The organism is Paenibacillus sp. YAE3 (genome assembly GCF_057546105.1).
The window spans coordinates 25,425-40,356 of record NZ_BAAIYF010000003.1 but is presented as its reverse complement, the minus strand read 5'-3'; the positions used below and the strand labels follow the sequence as shown (position 1 = coordinate 40,356).

The following is a 14,932-nucleotide window of genomic DNA, read 5'->3' as shown; positions in this document are numbered from 1 at the left end:
CCTCCTAATCAGCCCGTTTAACGGGATGTTTTCGCAAAAGCCTTGTATTTGCCGAAAGTCAAGGATACCGCTTGTCCGCCGGTCAGCCGGCCCGCTTCTTCGCGGGGCAGGAACATCCTCAGGATGCCGGACTCCGTCAGGAGCGTAATTTCCGCATAATGCCCCAGAATCATCACCTGCTTGACCGCAGCGGCCAGACCGGGGCGGGAAGGATCGTCCCACTTGACGTCTTCCGGACGGACAGCAACGACGACCTCTCCCCGCAATCCCTCCGGATTGGCCAGGCTATACCGGTTCAGCCGGATGCCTTCCTCGTCCGCCATGCCGTCCAGCATGTTCATGCGGCCGATGAAATTGGCGACGAACAACGTCGCCGGCACATCGTAAATATGCTGCGGGGACGCGGATTGTTCGATGTTTCCGCGGTTCATGACGATGATCCGGTCGGACAGCGACAACGCCTCCTCCTGGTCATGCGTAACGAACATCATCGTCAGCTTGGCAATGGACTGGATTTCGCGCAGTTCCTCGCGCAGCTCGCTCCTCAGCTTCGCATCCAGCGCCGAAAAAGGTTCGTCGAGCAGGAGCACCGCAGGCTCGAGAAGCAGGGCGCGGGCGACGGCCACCCGCTGCTGTTGGCCGCCCGAAAGCTCGCCGGGCCGTTTCTTCTCCGTTCCCGGAAGCCGGACGAGGCGCAGCGCGCGGTCTACCGCTTCCCGGATTTGCTCTTTGCTTTGTTTCCTGATCTTCAAACCGAAAGCCAAATTTTCATAGACGGTCATATGCGGCCACAGATTGTAGCTCTGGAACACCATCGCCGTCGGGCGTTTTTCCGGCGGGAGGTGCAGCACGCTTTTGCCGGCGATTTGAATGTCCCCGGAGTCCGGCTCGAGAAATCCCCCCACGGAACGGAGCACCGTCGTTTTGCCGCAGCCGGAAGGCCCGAGCAGCGTCACAAGCTCCCCCCGGGCGATTTCGAGCGAAATCCCGCTCACGCCGTCGCCGGTTTTATAACGTTTCGTTAAGTTTTGGATCGATAATTGGATCGGTGCAGCCATTTTCATACCTCCCTGCTATTTCATGGTGAAGCCGCTGGACATGACGTCCGCGCTGACGAAGCGCCGCGAGACAAACAGCAGAATGATCGTCGGCAGCGTAAGCAGGATCGAAAAAACGGCTCCTGCGGTGGCCGGATAATCCTGAACGGCTCCGTACATAATCAGCGGCATCGTTTTGTAATCGGGCATGCCAACCATAAACGTTCCCTGTGCTTCATCGAGCGAAGACAGAAACGTGAAGATCGACGCGACGATGATTCCCGGCATGGCCATCGGCAGCGTTACGCTCCGGAACACGCGCAGCGGACCCGCTCCCGCATCACGAGCCGCCTCTTCCTGCGCTTGATGCACGCTTTTAAAGGAGGCGGACGGAATCCAGGTCATGTACATCAGCGTATTGACGATATGGATCAGCACGACGCCCGCGAACGTGTTCATCAGGCCGACCTTGAAAAAAAGCACTGCGATGGCGACGTAAAGGCCCATCTTCGGAAACGCGTTGGTCAGCAGAAACGAAAACAAAAACCAGCGGCTAAGCGGAAACCGGATGCGCGCGAAAGCGTAAGCGGCCGGCACGCAGATAACGATGGACAACGCGGTAACGACGCTCGCAATGAGAAACGACAGACCGATCGATTTCAAAATTTCCGGCTGTGATAGCACGTATTTCCACCAGGTCAAAGACCAGCTTTGGGGAAGCGCCGCCGGAAACTGCCATTGCCCCGAGAAAGCGAGCAGCGCCAGATTGATCAGCGGCCCCAGAAAAAAGAATATGAACAGGGCGAATATGACGAATTCTAAAATTTTCCTGCGGCCCAGTTGTTTAAAGTACCAGCTCAATGAACGATCACCTCCAACATTTTCAAAATTGGTATCGATACCAATTGGAACAAACCTAACCCGCATCATTTTCGCTTTGCTACCTATCTCGCCGTCTACCGGCCGATTTCGGCACCGATGATGAACGAACGGCCTGGCGGGTGCTGCCCGCAAAATGGCGATTCGAACATTGGTATCGATACCAATTTAATCATGGAACGTCTTCTCCTGTTGTCCCAGCCTCCTTGTCGCTTATTCCTCCTTAAGCTTAAGGACCGAATGTTAAATCCGTTCCATGTTCTTGTTAAGGGGAAGGGCGATTTTTGTTCGGGCAACGTAAGAAACCGCCGGAATAAAAAAAGATCCCAGGGCGTTGAATCGCCCTAGGATCTTATCTCCAAGTCATTTATTAAGTTGATGTCATTTCAGTTTTACGTTTTCCAGGCTTCCGCCCTTCGCAAACAAACGCCCGATGTTTTTTTTCACGGCCGGATCGGGTATGAGCGGCGGCGCCTGATGCGGCTTGACGCGGGCGTCGATGATCATGTTGTCGCAGCCCCAATGCTTGTGCCGCACGCCGTCGTTCACGCCGTACATGTCATGCGACGGATTGCTGCGCGTAAACGTGACCCACAAAAAATTGGACATCGTGTCGGAAACGAACGTGCTGTCGTCGCATAACACGATCATCGGGCAGCCATCCAGCGGTCCTTGGGCCGCCAACGCTTCGCTCAAAGCGTTCATTTCCCGCTCCGCCTTGTCATAACTCTCGAAAGCAGGGCCTTGAATCGCAACGACGCCCGGCATGACCAGACGCGCATTTTCATATCCGCGCAGTTCCTGAAGCACCTGCGGCACTTCGCGGCATAATTCCCGCTTGGCATCCCCGTATGCCGCCAAAACGACTTTGCTGCCGCTGTTTAAACCGGTTCCCGAATAATCGAGCGTATCGATCGTCGTGTTCGTATAAAAATGAATGTCCCGGCGCAGATCGATCCGCTCCAATATATAGGCCATAAATCCGGCGATATCGTGGGTATCGAGCGGGCGGTCGTCTTCGGCGGTAATGAACAGGTATTTGGCAAGGCTCAGCTGCCCCGTCCCCAAAATCCGGTTGGCCAGCGTCAACAGTTCCGTCGGCTGCTTCACCCGTTGATACGGCGTATACCGCTCGCTGCCGATCGCAAGGAGAAGCGGGTGAACCCCGGCCGCATCGACGGCATGCACTTCCTTGACACCCGGGATTTCCTGCTTGATCGCGTCGCCCGTCAGTTCGTGAATCAGCTCGCCGAACGCCGTGTCCTCCTGCGGCGGACGCCCGACGACGGTAAACGGCCAAATCGCGTTTGGTTTTGCGTACACCTTATGGACCTTCATCACCGGAAACGGATGCGTCAGGCTGTAATATCCCAAATGGTCGCCAAACGGCCCTTCCGGTTTCGTGTCGTCCGGGTAAATGTCGCCGGTAATGACAAAATCGGCATCATGGCTGATGCAATAACCGTCGACGTAGCTGTACCGGAAACGGCGCCCGGACAAAAGACCCGCAAACAGCATTTCGCTCAGGCCTTCCGGCAAAGGCATGACCGCCGACAGCGTATGGGCCGGAGGACCGCCGACAAAAATGCTGACCTTTAGAGGCTCTCCCTTTTTGCTAGCCTTGGCCTGATGGACACCGATGCCGCGGTGGATCTGGTAATGCAGGCCGATTTCCTGATCCTGCACATAATCGTTGCCGCTGAGCTGAATCCGGTACATGCCCAAGTTGGAATTCATGAGCCCCGGCTTGTCCGGGTCTTCGGAATACACCTGCGGCAAGGTCACAAAAGCGCCCCCGTCCATCGGCCAATGCTGGATTTGGGGCAGGTCCGAAATCCGGATTTCCTGAAAACCGGCGGGCACCCCGCTTCCTTTTTTGAGCGGCAGAGCTTTCAGCGCCCCGAATCCGTTCCCGATGTTTTGAAACGGGTGTTTCAGCGCCTTCATCGGATCGTCCCGCAGGGCGATGATCTTTTGGGTGCGGTCCCAGGTGCTCCGGAACATGAACTTGCTGCGCGCGATATCGCCGAACAGGTTGGATACCGCCTTATATTTCGAGCCTTTGACGTTTTCGAACAGCAACGCGGGGCCGCCCGCTTCATACACCTTCAAATGGATGGCGGCCATCTCCAGATAAGGATCGACTTCTTCTTTGATCCGGACCAAATGTCCGTGTTTTTCCAGGTCAACGATGCATTCTTCCAAATTCCGATACAATGGTATGACTCCAATCTCCATGAGAGTTTGTTCCAGCTGTTGGTTCCAGCTTTTCGCTTCTAGTACGCGCTACTACGTTAAATATAGTTAAAACAAAACTCCCTGCGGATGTCAAACGATATTCATGCACCCGAATGCCTGGAAAGGCAATGTTCATCATTTTGTTACATCCGGCCAAGCGAAAGGCTACTTGTCGTCTTCAAAACGGTCCTTGTCGTTCCACATCTTGTCAAAAGCAGCCTCAAACCTCCGGCCGACTTGATCGTCGCGAATGATGACCGCCACGTCGTCGTTTTCTTTGACGGAGGAGTCCAAATAGTTAAACGATCCCGCCTCCACATGGACGCCGTCGGCCACCAGCATTTTCAAATGCATTTTTCCTTCATGGCGGTTTATTTTGACGGGGATGCCGGCCTTCTTCAGTCTTTGCAGCGCATCCCGCTGTTTGCTTTTCTCTTCCGCATGCTCGCGGTCGGTCAAGATCCGCACCCGAACCCCCCGGTCGGCGGCATCTTCGATCGCATCCACGATCGGCTTGTAGTTCAGGCTGTAGATCGCTATGTCGAGCGTGCTTTTCGCCTCATGGATAAGCTCGATGATCGCCTCCTCCGGCCGATCCCCCTCCTGGGTAAAATACGCTTGGATGTCGGCGGATGCGTTCTCCCCTGCCGAGGTCGTTTGCGAAGCGTCCGTGCTTGCCGGGTGTGTCGGGCTTGTCCCGTTTTCCGCCGGTTGGACGGTTTCGGCCTGTTTTCCGCCTCCGGAGCAGCCGGTAACGGCAACGCACAGCAAAGCGATCCAGAAAAGCTGTCGGAAAGCTTTCATAAGTATCCCTCCTCGTGATGGATGTCGGCGTTTTTACTGCCTACCATCGTAACAAAATTAGGGCGGATTTCCAATCGGAAGCAGCGTTTGCCGCGCCTTGCGGGGACGACAAAATGAAAAAAAGAACCGCCCTTTTCGGAAAGACGGTTCTTGCGGCATTCTTTTATAATCCGTTAAACGACGCGAATTCGCCGACCGGTTTGCGGTATCCGCGGGGCCTTTGCTTTTCGGTGTCCTCTTTCCCGACGGCAATCAGCATGACGGGCACGAAACGGTCCGGAATGTTCAGCACCTGCCGCAGCTGCTCGGGATCAAAACCGATCATCGGGCACGTATCCCAGCCTTTGTCCTTGGCAATCAGCATGAACAGCATGGCGGACAGGCTTGCGTTGCGGATCGCCTCGTCCCGTTTGAATTGATCGCCGCCCTCCTCGTACATGCGGGTGACATCGCTGACGGTTTCATCGAATTCCCGTTGGTCCATGACTCCCAGATTCAGCAGCCCCTCATTGATGGGCCCGACGTTCCGGTAAGCCTCCAGGTCACCCAGGACCGCAATGACGGCCGAGCTGGTTTTGACTTTGTACTGCTTATGGGCGGCCTCGTATATTTTATCCTTGAGTTCCTTGTCCGTAACGGCCACATAACGGGCATGCTGCAAATTGAACGCGGAAGGGGCGAATTTGACGAGGTTGAACATGTCGTGAAGCTCCTGCTCGCTGATGGCGACGTCCATCTTAAACTTATTGGCCGATCTGCGGGCCTGCACCAATTGTTGAAACTGGCTCATGATGCATCTTCTCCTCTATGTATATTTTTCCAAGCGGTATGATTAAGCTTATTTTATCACATTTACTTTAAAAAAGTAAGTTAAATATTTCAGCTGCGATAGTGCCCGGGAAAAGGCCGCCGTTATTCGGTTCGATCGCGCCGACCGAGAAAAAAAGCCACCCCAAAAACCTAAGACGAATTCAGGATGGCTTCTTTGTATGGTTCTCTTGCCGGCAGCTGCTCTAGGCTGCTCAAAAACCTCTTTGGACCGCGTCAAACCAGCTTAAGCAGCTTCAACGCGATGTAGACGGCCACGCCCCAAATGACCAAGGCGGACAGCTTGTTGATTACGTTTAATATCCGGCCGCCGGTATCCACTTCCCCTACCATTTTCCCCGCAAACGCCAGCGCGAAAAACCAGATCCAGGACACGGCCATTGTGGCGACGGTGAACATCAGCTTGTCCGCGCCCGTATAGCCGAGAGAGCTGGTTCCGATCACGCCGATCGTGTCGAGGATGGCATGCGGGTTCAGGAGCGATACCGACATGGCGAACATGATTTGCTTTTTGGGCGACAATGCCGCTTCGCGCTTGTCCAGCTTGGCCGGTTTGCTTTTCCAGATCGACCAGCCCATATACAGCAGAAAGGCGAGGCCGACAACAAAGATGGCCGTTTGCAGCACGGGAATCGTAAACACGACGACGGAAACGCCGAGAACGGCAAGCAGGATCAGGAGCGAGTCGCAGCAGGCCGCCGTCACGATCACCGGTATGGCCCCCCTGAATTTCGGCTGCGAAGCGCCTTGGTTGAACACGAACACGTTTTGCGCCCCGAGCGGGAGAATCAGCCCGAAAGCGAGCAGGATACCGTGGATGATTGCAGTAAGCATACGTTCAACAATCCTCTTTCGTCAAAATGATATAAGCTATATCCTACCATGTAACCCCGGATCTGTGTATACCGAAATCCGCACGGACGCATAGATGCATCCGCCGGGCCATAGCCGGGCGCCGTTCATCGCAAAAAAGCCTCCGGATTTCTCCGGAGGCTTGCCCCTCGATTCACTCGGCCAGGTTCGTTCCTTTCCTGCATGCTTCAACGGCCCGCCGGGCAAGCATGGCGATGACGGAATCGTCCATCGGCGGGTTATGCAGGCCGGCGCGGACGTCGCGGTACATCCGCTCGAGCGGCAGGCTGCGCGACAGGCTCGATCCGCCCACGATCCGCATGGCCAAATCGACGATCCGAATCGCGGCGTTCGTCGCCACCGTTTTGGCGAGGCCCAGCTCCGGTCTCATGGAAGCCCGCTCTTCAGGCAAACGGTCCCAGCGGTCCGCGACGCTGTACAGCAGCGTGCGTGCGGTGATCCGCTCCTGCTCCATCTCCCCTATTTTTTGCTGGATATGCGGCAGCTCCGCGATCGGTCCCGGCAGGCTGCTCGGCCGGTAATCCGCGGCGAATTGCACCGCGAAATCGCGGGCCGCCCAAGCGATGCCCAAATAACATGCGGGGATATGCAGCAGCGCGCCCCCGTGGTCGGACATCCCTTCCCCGGCGTCTTGACCGCCGCCTTCGTTTCCGTCGATTCTTTCCTCCGCCGGCACGAACACGCCGTCCAGCAGCAAATCATGGCTTCCGGTTCCCCTCATGCCGAGGGTATCCCAGGTTTCGTCGATGCCGACGCCGGGACCTTTGCGCACGAAAAACGTGCCGATGCGTTCCTCGTCTTCGACGAAAGCCGTGACCGTAAACTGATCGAGGACCGGAATCAGCGAGCTGAATGTTTTGCGCCCGGTTAACAGGTAACCGCCCCCGGTTTTGGTTGCGGACGTCTGCGGGCGTCCTCCCCGGCTCGGGCTGCCCGTGGAAGGTTCGCTTGCAAACTGGTTGATCATGGCGCCTTGTTCGACGACGCTCCGGCAAAAATCCGCGTACAGCTTCGGCGGCCACGACTGCTTGATCCTCATCTGCAGCACTTGGCTCACATGCCAGCCGACGGCCAGCGCCGTCGACCCGTCTCCTTTGGCAAGCCGCTCTTGCGCAAGCAGCATTTCATATAAGGATGCTTCTTCCCCGCCGAATGTTTGCGGCACCGTTAATGCCAAATACCCGGCTTCGCGCAAATCTTCAAAGTTTTCAAACGGAAACGACCCTTCGCGGTCGTGCAGCGCGGCACGTTCCGCAAACAAGGCCGCAAGCCGGTCGGACCGGGCTGCGATGCCTTTTTCGCGCTCATTTCTTACAAAAGGATCCGATTGGATGGAATTCATGCGGCATTCTCCCCTCTGCTGCTTCATTCCTTTTATTGTATACCCTTTTAGTCGGAATTTCCAAAACGTTTCTCCGGATTCCTCCCGGGCCCCGATTCCGGACAAAAACATGGGGGCAAAAAAAAGCCGCAACACGCTTTCTGTGTTTGCGGCTTTTGCCGTCATGGACCGGCCGAATCTTATTGCTCTTGATCCAAAGCGCCTGCGACGACAACCCCTTTGTACAAGGTTGCAGCCCGCTTGGATCTTCTGGCGACCGCTTCGGCGGAACAAGAAGCCTCGACCAGCACCAGGTTGGCTTCGTCTCCTGCTTTCGGCCAAGCCTGAACGCCGGCTTCATCCAGCGGGGTCACGCCGCCGGTGATATACCCCAGCGTTTGGCCGAGCGCGCGTTCGTTCGCAAAGCCCGAAATTTCGGCCAATCGGCCTGCGCGTTCCAGGATATCCCCGTTTCCGAACGGCGACCAAATGTCGAACACGTTATCGCAGCCGACGGCGACCGCAACCCCATGGTCATGCAGCAGCCGCACGGGCGGAAATTTCCGGCCCATCGGAACGCTCGTGATGATCGTGATGCCCGCGTCCGCAAGCATATCCGCCATTTCCGCCGCCTGCGCAGCAGGAATGTCCCCGAGGCTGAAGGCATGGCTGACGGCCACTTTGCCTTGCAGCCCGGCTTCGACGGTAAGCTCCGCCAGACGCTTGATCGTAAAAATGCCCAGACGGTCCGGATCATGCAGATGCAGGTCGATTCCCGCATGTTCCTCGGCGGCGATCGTCACCATCGTTTGCAGCGATCTTTCCATGTCTCCGTCCACCGTCGCCGGATCGACGCCGCCGACATAACCCGCGCCTTGCCGGATGGCTTCCCGCACCAGCTTTTCCGAATTTGAACGAAGCAGCCCCTGCTGCGGAAACGCCACGATTTCGTGGGACAGCTTGTCCTTGTATAGATGCAGCGCCTGCTGCACCTCTTCCAAGTGGGAAAGCCCGACCTCCGGAAAAATGTCCACATGCGTCCGGATATGGGTGGCCCCCGATCTTAAAGACGCTTCAAGGTAGTTCGCCGCGCTGTCGCGAATGGCGATGGTGCGCGACGCGTCGAAGGTCTTCTCCTCGTCGAGCCGACCGAAAATCGACTTCACCGGCGTGACCGGTCTCCAGCGGCCGCCCAGCAGCGTTTTGTCCAGGTGGCAGTGTTTTTCAATAAAAGATGGCAGCGCAAGGCGGTAACCCGCGTCGATTTGCGGAAGCCCGTCTTCGATCGGCCGGTCCGCCGGAACAATTTGCGCAATGTTCCCTTCCTCCATCAGCAGATGGCGCACTTCCGTTTTCGTGCCGGTCACGACGCCGTCCTTCGTCTCATAACCGCTCTCCAAACGGACATTAATCAACCAATAGCGATGTTCCATCATCGGTCATCCTTTCTATTCGACATAAGTTCAGCGGGCGGCCGGAAGCGCCCCGGCAACGAGATTGCCTTTGAAAAAGACGGCGACCCGCTCAGACCTTCTGGCTACGGCTTCCGCCGAGCAGCCGGCGTCCACGAACACGACGCTTGCTTCATCCCCGACGCGCGGCCACATCCGCTCGCCGTTCCGGTTCAGCGGCGTCACGCCCCCGGTAATGAACCCGAGCGTTTGCCCCAGCTCGACCTCGTCCACGAGGTGAAAACGTTCCGCCAGCGTTCCCGCTTTTTCCAGCACGTCCCCTTTGCCGAACGGGGACCAGTGATCGGTAATGCTGTCGTCCCCAAGCCATACCTTCACCCCGCGCTCATGCAGCTGCGGAATCGGGATCGTCCGCCCGAGCGGCACGGAGGAAGCGATCGATATCCCCAAGCCGGCCAGACGGTCGGCGAAGGCCGCTGCTTTTTCCTGCGGAATGTCGGCCAGCGCCAGCGCATGGCTTATGGTCACTCTTCCCTGCCAGCCTGCTTCTTCCGTCAAATCGGCCAGCCGCTGGAACGTGAACAACCCGAGATGTCCCCCGTCGTGAATATGCAAATCGATGTCCGCATTCGCCTCCACCGCAAGCTCCATCGTGGTCTGCAGCGATTTTTCGATGTCGCCGTCCACGGTCGCCGGATCGACGCCTCCAACCAGAGACGCCCCGTTTCTCAAAGCCTCCCGCATGAGGGAAACCGATTGGCTGAGCAGCAGACCGTGCTGCGGAAACGCCACGATTTCGATCCCCGCTTTTCCTTTGTAATCCTCGGCGGCTTGGAGCGTTGCCTCCAGGTTTTGCAGCCCGATCGAAGGATCGATGTTGCAGTGGCTGCGGATCCGCGTCGTTCCGGCTTGCAGCAGCAGCTCGATCAGCTTGCCCGCGCGTTCCCTCGCCACCGGAAGCTGCTTCGGCAGCAGCTCCCTTTCCTCTTCGAATCGCGTAAAAATGCCGTTCGTCGCGATGCTTGGAGCCTTCCACGGTCCTCCGTAGTAGGTTTTGTCCAAATGGATATGCATGTCCCGGAACGAAGGAAGCATCAGCTTCCCGTTCATGTCCCGTTTGGGCAGCGAATCCTCGAAAACAAACGTTTCCGGTTCGATTTGCGCGATGTTCCCTTGTTCGACCCTCATATGGAAGATGCCCGTTTCCGTGCCGGTCACGACCCCGTTTTCGAGGCGGTAGCCTGTTTCGAGCCGCACATGGGTGAACCAAAAATGGTCGTTTTGCATCCGTCTTTTGCCTCCTGCCTGTTCGAAATTGGATCTATCGGATTGCGTATCATCTATGCTAACATGGGGATGACTATATGAAAAATATTAATAACCTTTCAATTGCAAACTTTAATCATATAGATAAACCGTCTAACCTCGGCATCGTAGATGTACTTTGGACCTATGGAGGGGAATCATGGATATCAGGCAGCTGAAATATTTTATCGCCATCGTGGAGGAGAGGAAGATATCCGCCGCGGCCCAAAGGCTGCATATGTCCCAACCGCCGCTTAGCCAGCAGCTGAAAGCGATGGAAGACGAACTGGGAACGCGCCTTGTCGAACGCAGCGGCAAAACGCTGGAGCTGACCGCATCCGGTAAAGCGTTGTACCGGTATGCCCTGCAAATGACGCAGCTGATGGACGAAGCCGTTTCCGAAGTGATGGAGGTCGGGAAAGGGGCAAAAGGCAGCCTGAACATCGGGATCAACACGTTGTCTTCCGTGGAACTGCCCGGCTTGCTGCACCGGTTCAAGGACCGTTATCCGCATGTAACGTACAAAATCCAGCAAAACGAATCCTCCCGCCTGTGCGAATTGGTCAAAAACCGGGTGCTGGAGCTTGCGATCATCCGTTTGCCCCTGGAGCTGGACGCGTTTTCGGTCATCCATTTGCATACGGAGCCGTTTTATTGCCTAACGTCGCCAAAGAAGCGCGGAAGCGGTTCGGAAGTGTCCCTTTCCGATCTCCAAGACGTGCCGCTGATCCTGCCGAGCACGGAAGGTTTGGGCGTTCACTACACGATTCACATGGCGTTCACCGCCCGGCAGCTGAAACCGAACATCGTCGCCGAATGCTCCGACATTCCGCTGCTTCTCCAGCTTGTATCTTCCGGATTCGGTTCGGCGATCGTGCCCGAGACGGTTACCCGCCAAATTCCCGACGGGAACCTCCATGCCGCCAAAATAACGGATCCCCAGCTGACCGGCGCCACCGGCTTGATTTGGCTCAAAGGCCATCATTTGTCCGCAACGGCCCAGCATTTTGTCGAGCTGATTCAAGAGGAGCGCCAGTGATCGTCCTTTTGCATGCGAGGAAAGGAACCCGGTGCAAACGAAAAAAAAACACGCCGTGTCCGGCGTGTTCAGTCTGTCGAGAAACCCCCTGTTTTTTTGCAGGGGTTTAAAATTGCCTTCACCGGTCACAGAAGTAGGGTTCTCAGAGCTGTTTAAATCGATTTTTATTTTAAAAGATATGTTTCCCCATATAAAAATTAGAGTGTCGAAAAGTCCGTTGGACTTTCTCGACACTCTGAACACGCCGTGTCCGGCGTGTTTCCTCTTTCTTATGCGCAATTATTCGCGCAGCGTTTTCAGCGCGCCGCTCCAAGCGATGACCTGATCCAGCATCGTATTCAAAACGCCTTCCTGATGCGGCGCCGGTTTGAACACGGTATAGTTTTCGAAATCGCCATGAAAGGTCAATCCGACCTGCGCGCGGACGACGGCCAGCATGAGCTCGCCGGCGATGAGGCGAAGGTTTTCCGCGGCCCGCACGCCGCCGCCTCCGCCGTAACCCACGATGCCGGCGGCTTTGTTGTTCCATTCGTAATATAAATAATCGATGGCGTTTTTGAGCGCTCCCGAAATGGCATGGTTATATTCCGGAGCAAGGAAAACATAGCCGTCAAACGATTTGATTTTTTCCGACCAGGCGATCGTATGGGGTTTCGTGTATTGGCCCGATGCCGCCCCCATCGGCTCATCCAGCAGCGGCAGGTTATAATCGGCAATGTCGACGATTTCGAACCTGGCGTCCTCCCGCCGTTTGGCGATGTCGTACGCCCAATCCGCTACGGCCTTTCCGTGGCGCCCCGGGCGCGTGCTTCCGATAATGATGGCAATGTTCAACATGTGTTTTTCCTCCCTGTTTTTATTGGATAACGGTTCTAAATACATAGGTGAATCGCGTCATTGGAGCCTGTTATGCCTTTCCCTGCGGCTGTGCTGCCGGCGCACCTGCCGGCTTGATGCCGGAGCGGCTCTCCCTTTTCAAATACCAATGTCCTGCGATCAGCAGCACGGCATGCGCGGCCGCAAGCACCAGGAATATATTCGAATAGATGTATCCCCCGCCGCCGGTGCCGAAGCTCAGCGGATTCCAGACACGGCTTGAGCCCAGGTCCATGAATTTGCCGTTAATGGCTACGGCGACGCTCCCCGAGATGAAATTCATCATGGAAAACATGCCCATGCCGACGCCCGTTTGCGACTTGGGAAGCGTTTTGGACGCCGAGCTGGCGAGCGCAATGTTCATGAAGGTTTGGCCGACGTTGCCCAGCACCAAAATCAGGGCGATGGCCGCCGGCGCTGCCCCCGTGAAGACCGACATCAAGGCAAAGCAGGACAGCAGCAGGACGGAGGCGATATGGAACACGAACGACACGCCCCGCGCATCGGCAAGTTTGCCTCCCTTTTTCCCCAGCAGCGCCGAGCATAAGGCTGCAGGCACAAGGGCGAGCCCGATCCATCCGGACGACAGCCGCTGTTCTTCCGCAAGCAGCAGCGGGCTTAAAAAGATCAGCGAATATGAAATGCCCGTCATCAGGAAGGTGCCAGCCAGGTAAACCATGTAGCTTTTGTTCTTCAAAAGCTGCGGCTGAATGAAAGGCTCCTCAGCCGATTTGATCCGGAGCCCGAACAGGATAAACGCCGCGGCGCCTCCCGCCATAAGCAGCCACGAATCTTCCGACAATCCGAACAGCAGCAGGCCCACTCCCGCGCCGAGCAAAATGGCTCCCGGCCAATCGACCCCTGCCGCCGTTCCCGGCTCGTCGTTCAAATATTTGCGGTACCAGGGCAGCAAAAGCAGCGTCAGCAGCGGGATGCAAAACAGCCAGCGCCAGTCCGCCACGCTGGACACGAGCGCCGATACGACCGGGCTCAGCGCATTCCCGATCGCCAGTCCTACTGCCGACATGCCCATCGCCGTACCCCTTTTTTCCACGGGGAAATATCGGACTGGAATCAGCGTCGCCGTTGCCGGGATGACGGCCGCCCCTGCCGCCTGAAGCGCCCTGCCGAATATGACCATGCCGAATGTCGCGGAGCAGAGCCCCAGTACGGAACCGGCGGCGAACACGAGCAGGCCTACCGTAAGCAGCTGCTTCAGCCGGTACCGGTCCGCCAGCTTGCCGTAAATCACCGTCCCGATCGCATAAATGAGCGTATAGACGGACGTCATCCAGCTGACCTGCGAAAGGGTCAAATGGAACTGCTCCCGGATTTGCGGAAGCACGATGTTGAACATCCCCGCGCTCATGACGGATATGATCAAGGTGCAGGCCAATAAACGGATCAGCTTCATGGCCTGGTTTTGCCGGGCTTCTTCCTCCATATCTCTCATCCTCCTCCAATAGTGTCTGTCAGTGCTAACTGACATTTAAAGCAAAAGAAAAACGTCGTGAAGACGTAGTTCTAGGTTTCCGAACGGTTGGAACCCGATCAACCTATTGTCCCGAGAAAACATGCGGTAGGACCTCTTCCCGCAAATCCGTTCCGCGAGCGGGATCATGCCCGGGAAGGCCGCGCGAAAAGTTCACGGGGTCAACGCTTTCGCAAAAATATGGACGCTTTCCTCGATAAACGCATCCAGCGTTACGCCGGGGAAGTTTTCGTCTTTTTCCAGCTCATTCAAAAATGCGCCGAAATGCATCATCAAAAAGGACATCGCCTGAAGCTCCGGATTCGTCCGGACCAGCTTCCCCTTTTCGGACATGGCCACGAAATATTGCGTCAAAAATTCCATCAGCCGCCGCGGGTGCTGCTGCGTTTGTTGCCGGATTCCCGGAAGATGCGCTTCGTCCTTGATGCTGATCCAAATCATTTTCCGGTTGCGGCCCATCATCTCGTGGTATGTTCGCGCAATGAGCAGCAGATCGGCGTGCAAATTCCACGTGATCTTCTCCTGAAACAGCTTCGACATTTCCCCGGTATAATGGAAACGTTCAAAAGCTTCGTCGACCAGGTTCCGCTTGGAGCCGAAATGGCGAAACAGCGTTTTTTCGCTGACGCCGGCGGCCGCGGCGATTTCTTGGGTGGTCACCCCTTTATATCCCTTTTCCGCAATCAGTTCGATGGCGGAAAGCAGCATTTTGTCCCGGTTGCACAGTGCGTTTTCCAATGTCGCTTCATCTCCTTCAGCCATCGTGACAGTGTGTACTGACAGTCATAGTCTATCCCAATATGTTCCAAGTGTCAATAGCCATTAAAA

13 protein-coding genes are annotated in these 14,932 nt (G+C 56.3%); 1 reads left to right on the top strand and 12 read right to left on the bottom strand.

Annotation, left to right across the window (positions count from 1 at the left end; genetic code table 11):
* Window positions 1-17 precede the first annotated feature (17 nt).
* The 9 genes from AC27KL_RS06140 to AC27KL_RS06100 all read right to left on the bottom strand — a co-directional run bounded on the left by AC27KL_RS06140 (window position 18) and on the right by AC27KL_RS06100 (window position 10,679).
* Window positions 18-1,058, bottom strand: a complete 1,041-nt coding sequence (locus AC27KL_RS06140) for an ABC transporter ATP-binding protein (RefSeq protein ID WP_487169172.1) — start codon at window positions 1,056-1,058, stop codon at window positions 18-20.
* Window positions 1,059-1,073: 15 nt separating this feature from the next.
* Window positions 1,074-1,898, bottom strand: coding sequence for an ABC transporter permease (locus tag AC27KL_RS06135; protein WP_339321642.1), 825 nt, complete (start codon window positions 1,896-1,898; stop codon window positions 1,074-1,076).
* A gap of 399 nt (window positions 1,899-2,297) precedes the next feature.
* A complete protein-coding gene (locus tag AC27KL_RS06130; protein WP_487169171.1) occupies window positions 2,298-4,133 on the bottom strand; it encodes a UbiD family decarboxylase in 1,836 nt (611 codons plus the stop codon).
* Between the two features lie 186 nt (window positions 4,134-4,319).
* A complete protein-coding gene (locus AC27KL_RS06125) occupies window positions 4,320-4,958 on the bottom strand; it encodes a phospholipase D-like domain-containing protein (RefSeq protein WP_487169170.1) in 639 nt (212 codons plus the stop codon).
* 163 nt (window positions 4,959-5,121) lie between these two features.
* On the bottom strand, window positions 5,122-5,748 hold the full coding sequence (locus AC27KL_RS06120; protein ID WP_339321645.1) for a nitroreductase family protein: 627 nt from the start codon (window positions 5,746-5,748) through the stop codon (window positions 5,122-5,124).
* Window positions 5,749-6,002: 254 nt separating this feature from the next.
* A complete protein-coding gene (locus AC27KL_RS06115; protein ID WP_487169169.1) occupies window positions 6,003-6,620 on the bottom strand; it encodes a LysE/ArgO family amino acid transporter in 618 nt (205 codons plus the stop codon).
* Window positions 6,621-6,792: 172 nt separating this feature from the next.
* Window positions 6,793-8,001, bottom strand: coding sequence for an acyl-CoA dehydrogenase family protein (locus AC27KL_RS06110; RefSeq protein WP_487169168.1), 1,209 nt, complete (start codon window positions 7,999-8,001; stop codon window positions 6,793-6,795).
* A 179-nt stretch (window positions 8,002-8,180) separates the two neighbouring features.
* The gene (locus AC27KL_RS06105) at window positions 8,181-9,413 is read right to left on the bottom strand and encodes an amidohydrolase (RefSeq protein WP_487169167.1); all 1,233 of its coding nucleotides are present in this window, start codon (window positions 9,411-9,413) and stop codon (window positions 8,181-8,183) included.
* Between the two features lie 30 nt (window positions 9,414-9,443).
* A complete protein-coding gene (locus AC27KL_RS06100; RefSeq protein ID WP_487169166.1) occupies window positions 9,444-10,679 on the bottom strand; it encodes an amidohydrolase family protein in 1,236 nt (411 codons plus the stop codon).
* 178 nt (window positions 10,680-10,857) lie between these two features.
* On the opposite strand from AC27KL_RS06100, the gene AC27KL_RS06095 reads away from it, so the two are divergent.
* On the top strand, window positions 10,858-11,736 hold the full coding sequence (locus tag AC27KL_RS06095) for a LysR family transcriptional regulator (protein ID WP_487169165.1): 879 nt from the start codon (window positions 10,858-10,860) through the stop codon (window positions 11,734-11,736).
* Between the two features lie 279 nt (window positions 11,737-12,015).
* Here the strand turns inward: AC27KL_RS06095 and AC27KL_RS06090 are convergent, their stop codons facing one another.
* From AC27KL_RS06090 to AC27KL_RS06080, 3 genes are all read right to left on the bottom strand, one after another.
* The gene (locus AC27KL_RS06090) at window positions 12,016-12,573 is read right to left on the bottom strand and encodes an NADPH-dependent FMN reductase (protein WP_340997873.1); all 558 of its coding nucleotides are present in this window, start codon (window positions 12,571-12,573) and stop codon (window positions 12,016-12,018) included.
* A 70-nt stretch (window positions 12,574-12,643) separates the two neighbouring features.
* Window positions 12,644-14,056 carry an MFS transporter gene (locus AC27KL_RS06085; RefSeq protein ID WP_487169164.1) on the bottom strand — a complete coding sequence of 471 codons (1,413 nt, stop codon included), beginning with the start codon at window positions 14,054-14,056 and terminating at the stop codon, window positions 12,644-12,646.
* Between the two features lie 201 nt (window positions 14,057-14,257).
* The gene (locus tag AC27KL_RS06080; RefSeq protein WP_487169422.1) at window positions 14,258-14,812 is read right to left on the bottom strand and encodes a TetR/AcrR family transcriptional regulator; all 555 of its coding nucleotides are present in this window, start codon (window positions 14,810-14,812) and stop codon (window positions 14,258-14,260) included.
* Window positions 14,813-14,932 lie beyond the last annotated feature (120 nt).

Excerpts from the sequence above, each read along its gene's own strand:
- AC27KL_RS06110 (WP_487169168.1), bottom strand. The coding sequence starts at position 8,001 with ATGAATTCCATCCAATCGGATCCTTTTGTAAGAAATGAGCGCGAAAAA.
- AC27KL_RS06105 (WP_487169167.1), bottom strand. The coding sequence starts at position 9,413 with ATGGAACATCGCTATTGGTTGATTAATGTCCGTTTGGAGAGCGGTTAT.
- AC27KL_RS06115 (WP_487169169.1), bottom strand. The coding sequence starts at position 6,620 with ATGCTTACTGCAATCATCCACGGTATCCTGCTCGCTTTCGGGCTGATT.
- AC27KL_RS06125 (WP_487169170.1), bottom strand. The coding sequence starts at position 4,958 with ATGAAAGCTTTCCGACAGCTTTTCTGGATCGCTTTGCTGTGCGTTGCC.
- AC27KL_RS06120 (WP_339321645.1), bottom strand. The coding sequence starts at position 5,748 with ATGAGCCAGTTTCAACAATTGGTGCAGGCCCGCAGATCGGCCAATAAG.
- AC27KL_RS06080 (WP_487169422.1), bottom strand. The coding sequence starts at position 14,812 with ATGCTGCTTTCCGCCATCGAACTGATTGCGGAAAAGGGATATAAAGGG.
- AC27KL_RS06100 (WP_487169166.1), bottom strand. The coding sequence starts at position 10,679 with ATGCAAAACGACCATTTTTGGTTCACCCATGTGCGGCTCGAAACAGGC.
- AC27KL_RS06085 (WP_487169164.1), bottom strand. The coding sequence starts at position 14,056 with ATGGAGGAAGAAGCCCGGCAAAACCAGGCCATGAAGCTGATCCGTTTA.
- AC27KL_RS06090 (WP_340997873.1), bottom strand. The coding sequence starts at position 12,573 with ATGTTGAACATTGCCATCATTATCGGAAGCACGCGCCCGGGGCGCCAC.
- AC27KL_RS06140 (WP_487169172.1), bottom strand. The coding sequence starts at position 1,058 with ATGGCTGCACCGATCCAATTATCGATCCAAAACTTAACGAAACGTTAT.
- AC27KL_RS06095 (WP_487169165.1), top strand. The coding sequence starts at position 10,858 with ATGGATATCAGGCAGCTGAAATATTTTATCGCCATCGTGGAGGAGAGG.